The organism is Lysobacter claricitrinus (assembly GCF_045866565.1).
GTDB lineage: Bacteria > Pseudomonadota > Gammaproteobacteria > Xanthomonadales > Xanthomonadaceae > Cognatilysobacter > Cognatilysobacter claricitrinus.
The window spans coordinates 245,157-259,969 of sequence record NZ_BAAFZV010000003.1 but is presented as its reverse complement, the minus strand read 5'-3'; the positions used below and the strand labels follow the sequence as shown (position 1 = coordinate 259,969).

17 protein-coding genes are annotated in these 14,813 nt (G+C 68.7%); 12 read left to right on the top strand and 5 right to left on the bottom strand.

Annotation, left to right across the window (positions count from 1 at the left end; translation table 11 throughout):
- Window positions 1-25 precede the first annotated feature (25 nt).
- The 3 genes from ACKTTN_RS13075 to ACKTTN_RS13065 all read left to right on the top strand — a co-directional run bounded on the left by ACKTTN_RS13075 (window position 26) and on the right by ACKTTN_RS13065 (window position 1,284).
- On the top strand, window positions 26-433 hold the full coding sequence (locus tag ACKTTN_RS13075; protein ID WP_407910337.1) for a hypothetical protein: 408 nt from the start codon (window positions 26-28) through the stop codon (window positions 431-433).
- Window positions 430-864 carry a VOC family protein gene (locus ACKTTN_RS13070; RefSeq protein WP_407910336.1) on the top strand — a complete coding sequence of 145 codons (435 nt, stop codon included), beginning with the start codon at window positions 430-432 and terminating at the stop codon, window positions 862-864. Before ACKTTN_RS13075 ends, ACKTTN_RS13070 begins: the two co-directional genes overlap by 4 nt.
- Window positions 865-936: 72 nt before the next feature.
- Complete coding sequence (locus tag ACKTTN_RS13065) at window positions 937-1,284, top strand: hypothetical protein (protein ID WP_407910335.1); 348 nt, start codon at window positions 937-939, stop codon at window positions 1,282-1,284.
- 49 nt (window positions 1,285-1,333) lie between these two features.
- On the opposite strand, the gene ACKTTN_RS13060 is transcribed toward ACKTTN_RS13065, so the two are convergent.
- A complete protein-coding gene (locus tag ACKTTN_RS13060; protein ID WP_407910334.1) occupies window positions 1,334-3,250 on the bottom strand; it encodes a M61 family metallopeptidase in 1,917 nt (638 codons plus the stop codon).
- A 173-nt stretch (window positions 3,251-3,423) separates the two neighbouring features.
- Between ACKTTN_RS13060 and ACKTTN_RS13055 the strand changes: the two genes are divergently transcribed.
- From ACKTTN_RS13055 to ACKTTN_RS13040, 4 genes are all read left to right on the top strand, one after another.
- Complete coding sequence (locus tag ACKTTN_RS13055) at window positions 3,424-3,849, top strand: hypothetical protein (protein WP_407910333.1); 426 nt, start codon at window positions 3,424-3,426, stop codon at window positions 3,847-3,849.
- A gap of 66 nt (window positions 3,850-3,915) precedes the next feature.
- A complete protein-coding gene (locus ACKTTN_RS13050) occupies window positions 3,916-6,033 on the top strand; it encodes a M13 family metallopeptidase (protein ID WP_407910332.1) in 2,118 nt (705 codons plus the stop codon).
- Between the two features lie 179 nt (window positions 6,034-6,212).
- Complete coding sequence (locus ACKTTN_RS13045) at window positions 6,213-6,506, top strand: hypothetical protein (RefSeq protein ID WP_407910331.1); 294 nt, start codon at window positions 6,213-6,215, stop codon at window positions 6,504-6,506.
- A gap of 115 nt (window positions 6,507-6,621) precedes the next feature.
- On the top strand, window positions 6,622-6,879 hold the full coding sequence (locus ACKTTN_RS13040; RefSeq protein ID WP_407910330.1) for a hypothetical protein: 258 nt from the start codon (window positions 6,622-6,624) through the stop codon (window positions 6,877-6,879).
- Here the strand turns inward: ACKTTN_RS13040 and ACKTTN_RS13035 are convergent, their stop codons facing one another.
- The 3 genes from ACKTTN_RS13035 to ACKTTN_RS13025 form a co-directional block, all read right to left on the bottom strand.
- On the bottom strand, window positions 6,880-8,508 hold the full coding sequence (locus ACKTTN_RS13035; protein ID WP_407910329.1) for a hybrid sensor histidine kinase/response regulator: 1,629 nt from the start codon (window positions 8,506-8,508) through the stop codon (window positions 6,880-6,882).
- Entirely contained in the window at window positions 8,505-9,992 is a 1,488-nt protein-coding gene (locus ACKTTN_RS13030) for an ATPase domain-containing protein (protein WP_407910328.1), read from the bottom strand. Before ACKTTN_RS13030 ends, ACKTTN_RS13035 begins: the two co-directional genes overlap by 4 nt.
- Before the next feature lie 129 nt (window positions 9,993-10,121).
- Window positions 10,122-10,523, bottom strand: a complete 402-nt coding sequence (locus ACKTTN_RS13025; protein WP_407910327.1) for an ExbD/TolR family protein — start codon at window positions 10,521-10,523, stop codon at window positions 10,122-10,124.
- A gap of 138 nt (window positions 10,524-10,661) precedes the next feature.
- On the opposite strand from ACKTTN_RS13025, the gene ACKTTN_RS13020 reads away from it, so the two are divergent.
- The 4 genes from ACKTTN_RS13020 (at window position 10,662) to ACKTTN_RS13005 (ending at window position 13,093) form a co-directional block, all read left to right on the top strand.
- Complete coding sequence (locus ACKTTN_RS13020; protein ID WP_407910326.1) at window positions 10,662-11,057, top strand: GFA family protein; 396 nt, start codon at window positions 10,662-10,664, stop codon at window positions 11,055-11,057.
- 106 nt (window positions 11,058-11,163) lie between these two features.
- Window positions 11,164-11,544, top strand: a complete 381-nt coding sequence (locus ACKTTN_RS13015; protein WP_407910325.1) for a response regulator — start codon at window positions 11,164-11,166, stop codon at window positions 11,542-11,544.
- A 121-nt stretch (window positions 11,545-11,665) separates the two neighbouring features.
- Complete coding sequence (locus tag ACKTTN_RS13010; protein ID WP_407910324.1) at window positions 11,666-12,313, top strand: glutathione S-transferase family protein; 648 nt, start codon at window positions 11,666-11,668, stop codon at window positions 12,311-12,313.
- A 36-nt stretch (window positions 12,314-12,349) separates the two neighbouring features.
- Window positions 12,350-13,093, top strand: coding sequence for a helix-turn-helix transcriptional regulator (locus ACKTTN_RS13005; RefSeq protein WP_407910323.1), 744 nt, complete (start codon window positions 12,350-12,352; stop codon window positions 13,091-13,093).
- Here ACKTTN_RS13005 and ACKTTN_RS13000 read toward each other — a convergent pair whose 3' ends face one another.
- Entirely contained in the window at window positions 13,094-13,372 is a 279-nt protein-coding gene (locus tag ACKTTN_RS13000; RefSeq protein ID WP_407910322.1) for a type II toxin-antitoxin system HicB family antitoxin, read from the bottom strand. It abuts the gene before it with no gap.
- A gap of 130 nt (window positions 13,373-13,502) precedes the next feature.
- Here ACKTTN_RS13000 and ACKTTN_RS12995 point away from each other — a divergent pair, with 130 nt between their 5' ends.
- Window positions 13,503-14,810 carry a PQQ-dependent sugar dehydrogenase gene (locus ACKTTN_RS12995; RefSeq protein WP_407910321.1) on the top strand — a complete coding sequence of 436 codons (1,308 nt, stop codon included), beginning with the start codon at window positions 13,503-13,505 and terminating at the stop codon, window positions 14,808-14,810.
- Window positions 14,811-14,813 lie beyond the last annotated feature (3 nt).

Below are 14,813 nucleotides of genomic sequence, written 5' to 3'. Positions count from 1 at the left end.
CGGTCGACCCACGGGGGATCGCGGAATGGCCATGGTGTTCTGGGCACACGTCGCACGCGACGGCGCACTCGACTGCGAGGGCGCCGACCGGCTCGCGTTGTATCGACATCGCCACGCGCTCGACGCGCTCGCGCACCGGCTCGGGCTGCCGCGCCTGGATGCGATGGTCGACACCACCGACCTGCGCTTCAACTTCGGCGAGATCGACCTGCCCGACGACGACACGAACGCCGCGATGCTGGCGTCCGGCGTGTGGTGCGAAGCCGGGCAGGCGCTGTTGCTGTTCGAAGGCCTGGACGCGGCGCTCGACACCGACGTCGCGCTCGACTCCAAGGCGCGCATCGCGGTGCGCGAGGACGTGCAGGGCGTGCTCGACTTCCTGCGCCCGCGCGCGATCGACGGTGCACGTTTCAACCTGTCGGTGGTGATGTGAGCGGACGTCGCATCACGCCGTTCCACCTCGCCATCCCGGTGCACGACATCGCCGCCGCGCGTGCGTTCTACGGTGGCGCGCTCGGCTGCGCGGAGGGCCGCAGTGCGGAGCGTTGGGTCGACTTCGACCTGTACGGCCACCAGCTGGTCTGCCATCGTGTCGATGGCATGGAACCGCGCGTCATCGGCGGCAACGCGGTCGACGGCCACGACGTGCCGATCCCGCATTTCGGCGTGGTGCTGGAGCTGGACGACTGGGCCACGCTCGCCGAACGCGTGCGCGATGCCGGCATCGCGTTCGTGATCGAGCCACACGTGCGTTTCCTCGGCCAGCCCGGCGAACAGGCGACCATGTTCTTCCTCGACCCGTCCGGCAACGCGGTGGAGTTCAAGGCGTTCGCCGACATCGAAGGCCAGCTGTTCGCCACCTGACGGACGATGCATGCACGCGCATTCGCGTGCGCCGCGCTAGGCTCGGCCGCATCGCCCATCGGGACCCGCCGCATGCCACGACTGTCTGCTCTCGCCATTGCAGTGATCGCACTGCTTCCCTCCGCGTGCGCGCATGCACCGGCGTCGAACGCAACGACCGGCAATGCGATCGAAGGCCGCGTTACGGCGATCGATACCGCGCCCTGGGCCTACGACGGCAGTGGCGTTCTCACCGTCGATACCGCCAATGGCAGCATTCGCGTCGCCCTGCCCGCGCGCTGGAACCTGTGCAAGGGTCGCGGGCTGGATACCGCGGGAAACCTGAAAGTCGGCGATCGCGTGCGCGTCACCGGCACCGCGGGCGGCGACGGCACGGTCGACGCCTGCACCGCTCCGACCGGATCGATCGAGCGGCTCTGATCGCGATACTGACGACCGCGTGCGGCGAACCGCACGCGGCCGGCGTGTGTCAGCGCGCGGCGTAGATCGACGACAGCAGGTCGGGCTTGGCCTGGATGCGTTCCAGGTGCGGATAGCGCAGGCCGCCGTGGTAGTCGACCGGAATCGTCTGGTAGCGATCGAACGACTTCACCATCAGGCGGATCGGCGCCTTGTCGTCCTTCGCCGCCTTCACCGCCTCGGACAGCGCGTCCTTGCTGTACTCGCGGTCGTTGACGGCGATGACGGTCATGCCGGTACCGATGCCGGCGTTGAATGCCGGGCTGTCCCAGCGCACGTCGGACACCTTGCCGTCCTTGCCGATCGACAGGCCCAGCGAATACACGAAGTCCGCGCCGCCGCCCTTCGCCGCCGCCTTGGCGACGCCGTTCGGCTCGTCCTTGTAGACGAGCTTCCAGCCTGCGGCCTCGACCCCGCCGGTGAGCGGAACGCGGCCGTCGAGGCGGTCGCGCAGGAACGTGGCCCAGTCGTCGTGCACGACGCCGTCGAGCGTCTTCACCACGTCGTCGAAGGTGTAGGTGTTCTGCACCTTCCACTCGCCATCGTTGACGCCGAAGAACGCGCGGGCGAAATCGTCGAGCGACTTCTTGCCGCCGGTCTTCGCGCGGATGCGCGCGTCGGCTTCGAGCCAGATCATCTGGCCGGCCGAGTAGTAGTCCTCGGACAGCTGGTAGTTGCGGTACGACTTCGGGCGACGCGAGGCGATGATCGGATCGTTGGTCGTGTCCTGCACGGCGCGCCAGGCCAGGCCCGGGCGATTCTCGGCATACGTCGCGGCCGTGAGCGCCAGCGCATCGAACGCGGCCTGCTTGCTGCGCAGGCCGGAGCGACCGGTCAGCACGTTGCCCCAGTACTGCGTCTGCCCTTCATAGACCCACAGAAGCGAGTCCTGCATCGGCACGTTGTAGTTCGGTGTCCACAGGTCCGCGGGGCGACGGTACTTGCCGTTCCACGAGTGCGTGTACTCGTGCGCGAGCAGGTCGCTGAAGCCGGCCTTCGGGTCGTAGTCGGTGAAGTAGCCGGTGTCCTCGCCGTCCTCGCTCGAACGCTGGTGCTCGAGGCCATTGCCGCCGAGCTGCTCGGACAGCGAGAACAGGAAGTCGTAGTGGTCGTAGTGCTGCGCGCCGTAGAGCTTCATCGCCTGCTGGTAGAGGCGGCGATGCGCGTCGATCTGCTCGGGCTTGGCCTCGAGGTACTTCGGCGCGTCGGCGAACACGTTGAGCCGCACCGGCACCTTCGCACCCGGCGCGAGGTCGATCACCTTGCCGTAGCGGCCCGCGTAGATCGGCGAATCGACGAGGATGTCGAGCGGCACGTTGCGGTAGACGGTGGTGTCCCCGTTCGTGCTGGCGACGTCGAGCGCCGTGGCCGCCGTGAACCCGGCCGGGTACTTCACCGTGGCCGCGGTGTCGATGCGGCTCGCGTAGTGGCCCGCGGGGTAAAGCACCAGCGCGTTCCACTGCAGGTTCATCATGTTCGGCGTCATCACGATGCGACCCTGCGAGCTGTCGGTCGGCGTTAGGAACTGGTACTCGGCCGTCACCGACGTCGCGCCCTGCGGCACGTCGACATGGAACGCGAAGACATTGAGCGGATCGCGCGTCCACGCGAGCTTCTGCCCGTTCGCGGTGAACGCGAGCCCGGCGATCTTGTCGAGCGGGCCCGACGGGCCGTGGTTACCCGGCAGCCACTGCGGGTAGAGCAGCGTGAGTCGGCCCGGCTGCGCGGGGATCTCCTCGCGGATGCGCACGATGCGGCGCGCGAGGTCGGTGGCGTCGACGGCGATCGACAGCGTGCCGGGATACGCGGTGTCGGCCGGCACCGGCACCTGCGCGCTGGTCAGTGCGATGTCCTGGGCGAAAGCGGGCGCAGCGGCCAGGGCGGCGGCGCAGAGCAGCGGAAGCAGGCGGCGGGCGGGACGGGGCATTCGGTGGTCCGATGGCGTGGAAAGCGCCGGATCGTACGTGCGGAAGCGGCCGCGACGCGCGTGCCATGTGCAACGATCGGCACTGCGTCACATCGTGCAGTGCAGCACGAATGCACGGTCTTCAACCGGGTTCGCGCAATACTCGGGACGCCCTCCCCACAACGGCCTCCGCCATGACTCTGCGCCCCCTGATCATCGCCGCGGTGCTCTCGCTCGCCGCGCTGCCCGCCTCCGCCGCCGACCTGTCGTGCACGCTCAATTTCTCGATGACCGGCTGGAGCGCGTTCTACAAACACTCCGAAGGCTCGGGCACGGTTTCGTGCAGCAACGGCCAGAAGCTCGCGGTCAAGATCGAGGCCAAGGGCGGCGGACTGACCGTCGGCAAGTCCAAGGTCACCGGCAAGGGCAAGTTCGCCGGCGTGCACACCATCCGCGACGTGCTAGGCGGCTACGCGACCGGCGAGGCGAATGCCGCGGCCGGCAAGGCGGGCAAGGCGCAGGTGGTGACGAAGGGCCCGGTGTCGCTCGCGCTGTCAGGCGTCGGCGAAGGCGTCGAGCTCGGCATTTCGTTCGGCAGCTTCATCATCAGCGCGCGCTGACTTCCGGTACACGCGGCACGCGGCGGGAAGCGGGTAGGCTCGGCGGTTTCCACCACGGACTCCGCCATGCGACCGCTGCCCCGCCGCCTGCTCGCCGTCACCGTTTCCGCCGCGCTCGTCGCGGGCCTCGCCGCCTGCAACAAGCAGCCCACGCCGCAGCCTGAAGCCGCGGCGCCGAAGGCCGCGCCCGCTGCCACCAAGCCCGTGCTCGGCACGTTCGGCTTCGACACCGCCGGCATGGACAAGTCGGTCGCGCCGGGCGACGACTTCTACCTGTATGCCAACGGCGGCTGGATGAAGTCGACCGAGATCCCGGCCGACCGCTCCAGCTTCAACAGCTTCACCCGCATCTCGCTCGACACCGAAAAGCAGGTGCGCGACCTGATCGAAGGCGCAGCGAAGGACAAGAACGCGAGCGGCGACCTGCGTCGCATCGGCGACTACTACACCGCGTTCATGGACGAGGCCGGCATCGAGGCCAAGGGCATCGCGCCGCTGAAGCCGACGCTCGACGCGATCAATGCGATCACCGACCGCGCCTCGCTGTCGCGGGAGTTCGGCGGCGAGCTGCGCGCCGACGTCGACCTGCTCAACAACACCGACTACTTCACCGATCGCCCGTTCGGCGTGTGGATCACGCAGGACATCCACGATCCGTCGCGCAACGTGCCCTACTTCGTGCAGGGCGGCCTCGGCCTGCCGGATCGCAGCTACTACCTCGAGAGCGGCCGCAGCGCCGAGATCAAGAAGGCCTACCAGGCACACGTGCAGAAGGTGCTCGAACTCGCGGGGATCGCCGACGCCGCAGCGAAGGCCGAACGCATCGTCGCGCTGGAAACATCGATCGCGAAGGTGAGCGCGACGCAGGAACAGACGAACGACGTCGAGCGTGGCTCGAAGAACGTCTGGACGCAGGACGACTTCGCGAAGAAGGCGCCGGGCCTCGACTGGTCCGCCTTCATGGACGCCGCCAAGCTCGGCGCGCAGAAGGATTTCGTGGTCTGGCAGCCGGAGGCCGTCGCCGGCATCGCCAGGCTCGCCGGCAGCGAGTCGATCGACACCTGGAAGGACTACCTGACCTTCCACGCGCTCGACCGGGCGTCCGCGCTGCTGCCCAAGGCGTTCGCCGACGAGCAGTTCGCGTTCTACGGCCACACGCTCAACGGCACGCCGCAGCAGCGTGACCGCTGGAAGCGCGCGGTGTCGATGACCAGCAACGTGCTCGGCGAGGCCGTCGGCCACGAGTACGTCAAGCGCTACGTCGACCCCAAGACCAAGACGCGCGCCGAGGAGATGGTGAAGAACATCGTCGCCGCGTTCGGTAAGCGCATCGACGCCCTCGACTGGATGAGCCCAGAGACCAAGGCCGCTGCGAAGGCGAAGGTCGAGGGCCTGAAGGTGGCGATCGCCTACCCGGATACGTGGCGCGACTACAGCGCGCTGGAGATCAAGCCGGACGACGCGCTCGGCAACGCGCAGCGCGCCGACATGGCCGAGTACCAGCGCAACCTCGCCAAGCTGACGGGCCCGGTGTCGCACGACGAGTGGTACATGACGCCGCAGACGATCAACGCGGTGAACATCCCGCTCGAGAATCGCCTGATCTTCCCCGCCGCCATCCTGCAGCCGCCGTTCTTCGACCCCAACGCCGACGACGCGGTGAACTACGGCGCGATCGGTTCGGTCATCGGCCACGAGATCAGCCATTCGTTCGACAACTCCGGCGCGCTCTTCGACGCGCAGGGCAAGCTTCACAACTGGTGGACGCCGGCGGACTTCAAGAAGTTCGACGCCGCGGGCCAGGCGCTCGCCGCGCAGTTCAGCACCTACAAGCCGTTCCCGGACCTGTCGATCAACGGCAAGCTGAATCTCGGCGAGAACATCGCCGACGTCGCCGGCATCGCGACGGCGCTTGATGCGTACCACCTGTCACAACAGCGCAAGACGCCGCAGACGCTCGAAGGCTTCACCCCCGACCAGCGCTTCTTCCTCGGCTTCGCGCAGGCGTGGCGCAGCAAGGCGCGCGACGAGGCAATGCGCAATGCCGTGCTGACCGACGTGCATTCGCCCGGCCGCTATCGCGCGCAGACGGTGCGCAACATCGACGCGTGGTACGACGCATTCGACGTCAAACCGGGACAGGCGCTCTACCTGGCCCCGGACAAGCGGGTCAAGGTGTGGTGACACGGAACGCCCGGCGAAAGCCGGGCGTTTTCGTTGCAGCGCTCACGGCGCGTGCACGTCGCTGAGCGCGCGCGATACGGCCGTCGAAAGACGTTGAAACAATGCGTTCGATTTCACGCGCGTCGTCGCAAGCGGCCCCTACCCTGACCGCCATCGAAGCCGCCGTACCGAGGTCCGCCATGCGCCGCATCCTGTCCCTTGCTCTCGCCGCGCTCATCGCGCCGGCATGCGTGCATGCGCAAAGCAGCAACGGCCCTGCTCCGAGCGCGCCCGCGACTGGTGCGGACACGACGCCCGCGAAAGCGAAGCCCAAGAGCGCGTTCGGCGCGGTCATGGCCGAGCTGACCCGCGCGGCGCAACAGCAGGCGGCCGCCGGCCACAAGCCCGCCGCCAGCAACGCCGCCGCACCGACGCTGCCACCGCCGCCTCGCGCGTCCGCGAACGCCACGCTCGCCGATTCCAGCGGCGGCTGATCCAACCAGTTTTCCGCTGCAGTCCAACGCCGCGAACGGGCCGTCACGGCCGCTCGCGGCGTTGTCGTGTATCACCGCCCGACACGGTCGCGGTTGATCCGCTGAGGAGACGACGATGGAGCAGAACGAGTTGGCGAGCGCGGTCGCACAGGCGGTCGGGCAGGCACTGGGCGAGATGTCGGTGGGCGTCGCGGTCGCGATCCTCGCGGCGACCGATGCGATGTCCAAGCAGACCGGCATCGATCGCGTGCGGTTGTTCGAAGACATGCTCGGCAACCTGCCGAACGTCGACGGTGCGGCGCGAAACGTCGTCGACGTCGTGCGCGAAGCGGTGGGCGCCGCGCTGCGCGACGCCAGGTCCGCGCCGCGCTGATCAGCCGCCCGACGACGCCTGCAACGCGCCCGTACGCGTCGCCTGCATCACCGCGGCGGGCGCGGTATCCAGCAACGCCTGCAGCGCACCGATGTCGACCGGCTTGCTGAGATGATGATCGAAGCCCGCGGCGCGCGTGCGCTCGCGGTCCTGCGCCTGGCTCCAGCCGGTGAGCGCGACGAGTTGCACGTCGTCGTACTCGCGCTGCGAACGGATCTGCTGCGCGACCTCGCATCCGTCCATGCCCGGCATGCCGATGTCGAGCAGCACGACGTCGGGGCGGAACGCGGTCACCGCATCCACCGCGGACGGGCCGTCGAACACCACCCGGTGTTCGATGCCGAGCAGCTCGAGCACCATGCCCATCGATTCCGCGGCGTCGATGTTGTCGTCGACGACGAGCACGCGCGTCGCCGGGTGCACGTCGTCGTGGTCGCGACGCGTGGCCGGCGCGGGTACGTGGGCGGGACGCGTTGCGGCCAGCGGTAGCGTGACCACGAATTCCGCGCCGCAACCGCGGCCGTCGCTGCGCGCCTCGACCGTGCCCCCGTGCATTTCGACGAGGTTGCGCACGAGCGTCAGGCCGATGCCGAGGCCGTCGTGCGCGCGGTGCTTCTCGCGCCGCCCCTGGGTGAACAGCTCGAACACGTGCGGCAGCATTTCCGGCTCGATACCGATGCCGCGATCGCGCACCAGCACGCGAACGCTGTCGCCGGCACGCTCGAGGCTCACCACGATTTCGCCACCCGGTTCCGCGTACTTCGCCGCGTTATTGAGCAGGTTGCCGAACACCTGGGTGATGCGCACCGGGTCGGCATCGATCTCGATCGGTGCATCGCCAAGGGATGCCCGCAGGTGGTGGCGCCCGGCCTCGATCAGCGGGCGGCTCTGGTCGATCGCGTGCTGCAGCACCGTCGCGAGGTCAACGCGTTCGCGCTTGAGCGCGATCGTGCCGCGGGAAATGCGCGACACATCGATCAGGTCGTCGACCAGCCGCACCATGTGGTCGACCTGGCGCTTCATCATCCCGCACAGCGCAAGGTCGTCGTCCGGCATGCGCTGGTCGGACATCAGCAGGTGCAATGCATTTCGCACCGGCGCCAGCGGGTTGCGCAGTTCGTGGCCGAGCATCGCGAGGAACTGGTCCTTGTGACGCGCGCTCTCGGTGAGCGCATCGCGCGCGGCGCCGAGCTCTTCGAGATGGCGACGGATCTGGTACTGGCGCTCGCGCGCGCGCAGCGCGGTCCGCACGTTGCTCGACAACGCGGCCAAGCGCAGCGGGCGCTCGAGTAGCATGACGTTGCCGAGTTCGGTGAGCGCTTCGGACACCTGCCGCGAATCGCTGCCCTCGCGCGCGAGAATCAGCACCGGCAGGTCCGACCACGGCGGCTGCCGCTGCACGGCGCGGGCGATCACCGCGTGCGCGCCCGCGGCCAGCAGTTCCTCGCAGACGAACACGCCGCCGGCGCCGCGTTGCAGCTCGCGCTCGAGTTCGGCCGTCGAGGAACACGGATGCGTTTCGATGTTGTCGCGCCCCAGCACCTCGGCTGTCAGCAGGCAGTCCCGGCGCGTCGGCAACAGCAGCAGCAACCGGTTGGCGATCGCGTCGTCGGCAGCCGCCGCGCTCATTGCACCGATCCGGAATCTTCGTCGCGCTCGAACGGTACGCCGGTCAATACGCCGCGGAACTGCCGCAACGGCTGCCCGATGTTGATGCCGCCGTCGCTGATCTCCATCGGCCTGATCGTGCGTTCGTGGCCGCCGGTGCGCTTCTTCAGCACCGAGATCGCCTGCTTCACCTCGCCGCGCGTTTCGAAATAGCGCAGCAGCACCACGGCGTCGGCGAGATAACTGACATCCAGCGCGTTCTGCATCTGGCCGATCAGGCCCTGCTGCGCGCTGATCAGGATGGTGACGACGCCGTAGTGCGCGAGGAATGCGAGCAGTTCGTGCAGCTGGACCAGCACGAAGCGTTCCTCCGGCATCGCACTCAGATAGCCGTTGAGGCTGTCGATGACGACGGTGGTGACATGGCCGTTGACCACGACATCGCGGATGCGATGCGCGAACTCGCCCGGCGACAACTCGGCCGGATCGATCGACTCGATGCTCATGCTGCCGTTGTCGAGCGCGGCTTCGACACCGAGGCCGATGCCGCGCGAACGCGTCAGGAACGACTGCACCGTTTCGTCGAAGGTGAACACGGCCGAGCGCTCGCCGCGGTTCGCGGCCGAGAGCGCGCAGGCCGCCGCCAGAGACGACTTGCCCGTGCCCGCGGCGCCGATCAGAAGCGTGCTGGTGCCGCGATGCAGGCCGTCGCCGAGCAACTTGTCGAGCTCGGGCAGGCCTGTCGACACCGCGCCCTGCACGGTGTCCCGGCGATGTTGCGCGGCGATGATGCGCGGATACACCCGCAGCCCGCCGGTCATGATCTGGTAGTCGTGGAAACCGCTGGAAAAACGGCGACCGCGGAACTTGGTGACGCGCAGCCGCCGGCGATCGCCGCCGTATTCGGGATTCATCTGGTCGAGCGAGATCGTGCCGTGCACCAGCGTGTGGACGTGCAGGCCGTGCTCGGCCACCGCGCTGTCGTCCAGCAGCAACACCGTGCACTTCTGCCCGACGAAGTACTGCTTGAGCGCCAGCACCTGGCGCCGGTAACGCAACGGCGAACCCGACAGCAGGCGCAGCTCGGCGAGCGAGTCGAACACCATGCGCGCGGGGCGCAGTTCCTGCACGCGGTCGAGGATGCGCTGCGTGGTGTCGCCGAGCTCCACCTCCGACGGGTGGAACATCGTGTAGTGCGAGTCGGGGTCGAGGCTGTCGTGCGTGGGTGCGAGCTCGTGCACGTGCACGCCGTCGACCGACCATCCGTGCGACGCCGCGATCTCGCGCAGTTCCTGTTCGGTCTCCGACAGCGTGACGTACAGCACGCGTTCGCCGCGTCGCACGCCTTCCAGGAGGAACTGCAGCGCGAGCGTCGTCTTGCCCGAGCCGGGCACGCCTTCGATGAGGTAGAGGCGGTTAGGCGTGAAGCCGCCGCCCAGAACGGTGTCGAGGCCCGCGATCCCCGAGTGAAGGGTATCGGGCCCGACCGGTTCGGTGAATGTCATTCACGAATTCCCACAAGTGCCGAGGCGACGACGATAAATCGTCGCCCGGCGTTATGGGATCACGACGCGGTTAAGACCGCGTCAACTTCTTTGCATCGCGACGTGAAGCCGCGCGTTCACCGGGCGGCCCTATTCGTCCAGCGCGATGTTCGCGATCCCGCTGTCCTGCGCCGCCGCAAGCGCGGTCGCGAACCCCTGGTATTCGCTGTCGGCCGCGGCGCGGACATGCAGCACCGTGTCGGGCGCGACGCGGCCGATGCTGTCGAGCGCCGCACGCAGCGCCTTCGCATCGAGTGCGCGTCCGTCGAGCGTGTAACCCCCGATCGCATCGACGTGCAGTTCGGCCCGCGGCGGCGTCGATGGCGGTTGCGGCCCAGGGCGCGGCAGGTTCATCGGCAACGTACGGGTGAGGGCCGGCGCCGTGATCATGAAGATCACCAGCATCACGAGCATCACGTCGACCAGCGGCGTCACGTTCATGTCGGCGATCGCGCCATCGCGCAGGCGGGGTGCATAGGTGGATGCGGCCATCGTCGATCCTCCGTCAGGCGGTATGCCCGACTCGACCGTACGCCAGCGTGCGGCGAATTCGCAATCGCCATTCGTCGCCGACGAACGCCGTCGCGTTGGACCGCTTCCGACGCCGCACGCGTCGACGACAATGCCCGCATGACCACCGAACTCACCACCTACACCGGCGGCTGCCATTGCGGCCGCATCCGCTTCGAGGTCGATGCGCCGTCGCCGTTGCACGTGCTCGACTGCAATTGCTCGGTCTGTCGCATGACCGGCTTCCTGCACCTCATCGTGACGGCGGACCGTTTCCGCCTGCTGCAGGGCGCGGACGCGATCGTCGACTATCGTTTCAATACCGGTACCGCGCGCCATCTGTTCTGCGGGCATTGCGGGATCAAGAGTTTCTACGTGCCGCGCAGCCATCCGGATGGCTACAGCGTCAACGCGCGGTGTCTCGACGGCGTGTCGCTCGATGCATTGCAGGTGACGCAGTTCGACGACGGAAACCGCGACGCGGCTATGGCGGCGCTCGCCCGTCTCGATCGCTGAACACGCGGCATCGCCGCGCGCGTGCCGGCCGCGCTTTCGCGCCGACGCAACGGCAGGCGGCGCATCCTCATCGCCACGCCCGGGTGGGGCGGACACGACGACCACGATGGACGGAATCGAAGGCCTGCGACTGCTGCTCGTGGAGGACGAATTCGTCCTCGCGCTCGGCCTGACGGATTCACTCGGCGACATGGGCGCGATCGTGCTCGGGCCGGTGACCACGGTCGAGGACGCACTGGCGCTGATCGAGCGCGTACCGGAAATCGACGCCGCGGTGCTGGACGTCAATCTCGGCCAGCAGGTCGTCTACCCGGTGGCGGACGCATTGGTCGCGCGCGGTGTCCCCTTCATGTTCGCGACCGCCAACGAACCCGCGCAGTTGCCCGAGCGTTTCGCGCGCACGCCGGTCTGTCGCAAGCCCTTCAACGTGGGCCACTTCCGCGACGCCGTGGTGCGCCTGCACGAGGCGCCGCGTCGCGTCGCCTGACGGACGCAGCGAGGACGCGACACTGCTGACACCACGCTGTCAGTAGGCCCGCCCGACACTGGGATCACGACGCAACGAGCCGCTCGGCTGCCGGCGTCGCCATCCCAGCAAGGAGCCCACCATGTCGCGACGGATCACTTTCTTCTACGCCCCGCATTCGCGCGCGGCGTGCACGCTCGCCCTGCTTGAAACGCTCGGCGCCGACTACGACCTGCACATGCTCGACCTGGTCGCAGGCACGCAGCGGCAACCCGACTACCTGGCGATCAACCCGCTCGGCAAGGTGCCGGCGATCCGCCATGGCGACGCGGTCGTGACCGAGCAGGTCGCGGTGCTTCTCTACCTCGCCGATCTCTATGCGGACAAAGGCCTAGCGCCTGCGATCGACGACCCGCTGCGCGGGCCGTACCTGCGCTGGGTCGCGTTCTACGGCGCGAGCTTCGAGCCGGCGATCATCGACCGCTCGCAGGAACGCGGCGCCGGCGCGGCGATGAGCTCGCCGTATGGCGACTACGACACGGTGATGCGCGCGCTCGCGGCGCAGCTGTCGACCGGCCCTTACCTCCTGGGCGAGCGCTTCACCGCGGCGGACGTGCTCTGGGGCACCGCGCTGCGCTGGGCGCTGGCGTTCAAGCTGGTGCCGGACGAAGCCGTGTTTCGCGATTACGTCGCGCGCGCCACCGCGCACCCGGGCATCCAGCGGGCGACCGCGCTCGATGCCGAATACGCGGCGTCGCAGGCGGAACGTCGCGAGGCGGTAGCGGCCTGAGCCGGCATGGTGGCGGCGCGTCGCTACAATCGACCGATGCGCCGCGCCGACCGGCTTTTCCTGCTCGTGAACGCACTGCGCGGCCGGCGCCGCGCCGTGCTCGCGCGCGACCTCGCCGAAACGCTCGGCGTCTCGCTGCGTACGGTCTATCGCGACGTCGCCGACCTGCAGCGCTCGGGCGTGCCGATCGAAGGCGAGGCCGGCGTCGGCTACGTGTTGCGCCACGGCGCCGACATCCCGCCGTTGATGTTCGACGAGGACGAGATCGAAGCGGTCGTCGTCGGGATCCGTTTCGCGCGTGCGTTCGCGGGTAATCGCCTGAGCGACAGTGCCGCGCGTGCACTGGTGAAGATCGAGGCGTCGATTCCCGACCGCATCCGCGCGTTCGGCGATCGCACGGCGATCCTCGCACCCGACTGCCGCGGCGAATCCACGCGCGAGTTCGGCGCGCTGCTCGACACGCTCAACGACGCGATCAGTTCACGCCGCGTGCTGCGGCTGGACTATCGCAACGAAGGCGGCGACGCCAGCACGCGCGAAGTCGAACCGCTGTGCATCGTGTTCTGGGGCGGCTCGTGGACGTTGGGCGCGTGGTGCCGGTTGCGCAACGCGTTCCGCCAGTTCCGGCTCAACCGCATCGTCGAAATGGTGGCGACCGGCGAAATCGCGAACGACGATCCGTCGCGCGATCTCAACGCGTTGCTGCGCGAGGTTCGGCGTCGGCCCGAATTGCGTGCCGCCGCAGCGGCCAGGGCAGCGCCCGAGAACGCGCCCGCCTGATTACCAGCCCACGCCCGGCGGATACGCCGCGATCACCGGCGCCATGTCGACCAGCATCCAGTAGCCTTCGCGCGTTTCGAACGACGGCGGCAGCATCTCCGCGCGCATCGGCCGGCCGAGCGGCGTCACGCAGCGGGCGAGGTGGATCGACACCGCCTGCTGCGCCGCATCGGTGATCGCACCCAGGCTCTGGGCTTCGGTCACGCAGCCGGGGAAGTCGGGCAGCGTGATCGAGTAATGACGGTTCGCGTCGCGTTCGACGAAGGCGAAATATTGCATGGGCCGCACTATCCGGCCGCGGTCGCGAAGCGGCTGTGACGACACGACGGGCGGTCGCCGCGACACCTCGTTCGCGGCCTCGCGACGGGCGCGACGCGAGCCTGTCGGCAGTTCTAACGGGGTGCCCGCCATGTCGCTGCGTCCGCTCGCTTTCGTCGCACTGGTTGTCGCGTGCAGCGCCTCGCTCGCCGCGCCGCAGGACACGGGCGTCGGTCCGTCGCCGACGCTGCCGCCGCCGCACCACGCATTGATTCCGCGCGTCGACATCGCGCCCGCGGTGCATTGGCCCGCTGGTGCGACGCCGACCGCCGCGCCGGGTCTTTCCGTCGTGCCGTTGGCAACGGGTCTCGATCATCCGCGCTGGCTGTACGTGTTGCCCAATGGCGACGTGCTGGTCGCCGAAAGCAACGGGCCGGCGGGCAAGAGCGGCATACGCGGCATCAAGGGCACCGTGATGAAACACGTCATGGCCAAGGCCGGCGCCGGCGTGCCGAGCCCCGAACGCATCGTGCTGTTGCGCGACGCCGACGGCGATGGCCGCGCCGAGATGCGCAGCGATTTCATGACCGGCCTGCATTCGCCGTTCGGCATGGCGCTGGTCGGCGACACGCTGTACGTCGCCAATACCGACTCGCTGGTGCGCGTGCATTACCCGATCGGTGCCACGCGCATCGATGCGACGCCCGAGCACGTCGTCGACCTGCCCGGCGCAACCGGTGAGTTCAATCATCACTGGACCAAAAGCTTGGTCGCGTCGGCTGACGGCACGCGCCTGTATATCGGGGTCGGCTCGAACAGCAACGCCGGCGAGAACGGCATGGCGGTGGAGGCGTCGCGCGCGGCGATCCTCGAGATCGATCCGCAGACGCGCACCACGACGATTTACGCGGACGGCCTGCGCAACCCGGTGGGGCTCGCGTGGCAGCCGGGCACGTCGACGCTGTGGGCGGTGGTCAACGAACGCGACGAACTGGGCGACGACCTCGTGCCCGACTACCTCACGCATGTCGAGCGCGGTGCGTTCTACGGCTGGCCGTACAGTTACTGGGGCGCGCACGTCAACCCGCGGGTCAAACCGCAGCGGCCTGATCGCGTCGCGGCGGCGCGCGTGCCGGACTACGGCCTCGGCAACCACGTCGCGCCGCTCGGCCTCGCCTTCAATACGTCGGCGTCGCTGCGGCAGGTGTTCGGCGACGGCGCGTTCGTCGGCCTGCACGGCTCATGGAACCGCACGCCACTTGCCGGCTATCGCGTCGTGTTCGTGCCGTTCGCGGACGGCCGACCCGCCGGTGCGACGCGCGACGTGCTCACCGGCTTCGTCGATGCGAGGGGCGACGCGCAGGGTCGTCCGGTCGGCGTCGCGATCGCGGGGGACGGCGCGTTGCTCGTTGCCGACGACGTCGGCAACGCGGTCTGGCGGGTCGCGCCGACGCACTGACGG

Excerpts from the sequence above, each read along its gene's own strand:
- ACKTTN_RS13075 (WP_407910337.1), top strand. The coding sequence starts at position 26 with ATGGCCATGGTGTTCTGGGCACACGTCGCACGCGACGGCGCACTCGAC.
- ACKTTN_RS13065 (WP_407910335.1), top strand. The coding sequence starts at position 937 with ATGCCACGACTGTCTGCTCTCGCCATTGCAGTGATCGCACTGCTTCCC.
- ACKTTN_RS13060 (WP_407910334.1), bottom strand. The coding sequence starts at position 3,250 with ATGCCCCGTCCCGCCCGCCGCCTGCTTCCGCTGCTCTGCGCCGCCGCC.
- ACKTTN_RS13055 (WP_407910333.1), top strand. The coding sequence starts at position 3,424 with ATGACTCTGCGCCCCCTGATCATCGCCGCGGTGCTCTCGCTCGCCGCG.
- ACKTTN_RS13050 (WP_407910332.1), top strand. The coding sequence starts at position 3,916 with ATGCGACCGCTGCCCCGCCGCCTGCTCGCCGTCACCGTTTCCGCCGCG.
- ACKTTN_RS13045 (WP_407910331.1), top strand. The coding sequence starts at position 6,213 with ATGCGCCGCATCCTGTCCCTTGCTCTCGCCGCGCTCATCGCGCCGGCA.
- ACKTTN_RS13040 (WP_407910330.1), top strand. The coding sequence starts at position 6,622 with ATGGAGCAGAACGAGTTGGCGAGCGCGGTCGCACAGGCGGTCGGGCAG.
- ACKTTN_RS13035 (WP_407910329.1), bottom strand. The coding sequence starts at position 8,508 with ATGAGCGCGGCGGCTGCCGACGACGCGATCGCCAACCGGTTGCTGCTG.
- ACKTTN_RS13030 (WP_407910328.1), bottom strand. The coding sequence starts at position 9,992 with ATGACATTCACCGAACCGGTCGGGCCCGATACCCTTCACTCGGGGATC.
- ACKTTN_RS13025 (WP_407910327.1), bottom strand. The coding sequence starts at position 10,523 with ATGGCCGCATCCACCTATGCACCCCGCCTGCGCGATGGCGCGATCGCC.
- ACKTTN_RS13020 (WP_407910326.1), top strand. The coding sequence starts at position 10,662 with ATGACCACCGAACTCACCACCTACACCGGCGGCTGCCATTGCGGCCGC.
- ACKTTN_RS13015 (WP_407910325.1), top strand. The coding sequence starts at position 11,164 with ATGGACGGAATCGAAGGCCTGCGACTGCTGCTCGTGGAGGACGAATTC.
- ACKTTN_RS13010 (WP_407910324.1), top strand. The coding sequence starts at position 11,666 with ATGTCGCGACGGATCACTTTCTTCTACGCCCCGCATTCGCGCGCGGCG.
- ACKTTN_RS13005 (WP_407910323.1), top strand. The coding sequence starts at position 12,350 with ATGCGCCGCGCCGACCGGCTTTTCCTGCTCGTGAACGCACTGCGCGGC.
- ACKTTN_RS13000 (WP_407910322.1), bottom strand. The coding sequence starts at position 13,372 with ATGCAATATTTCGCCTTCGTCGAACGCGACGCGAACCGTCATTACTCG.
- ACKTTN_RS12995 (WP_407910321.1), top strand. The coding sequence starts at position 13,503 with ATGTCGCTGCGTCCGCTCGCTTTCGTCGCACTGGTTGTCGCGTGCAGC.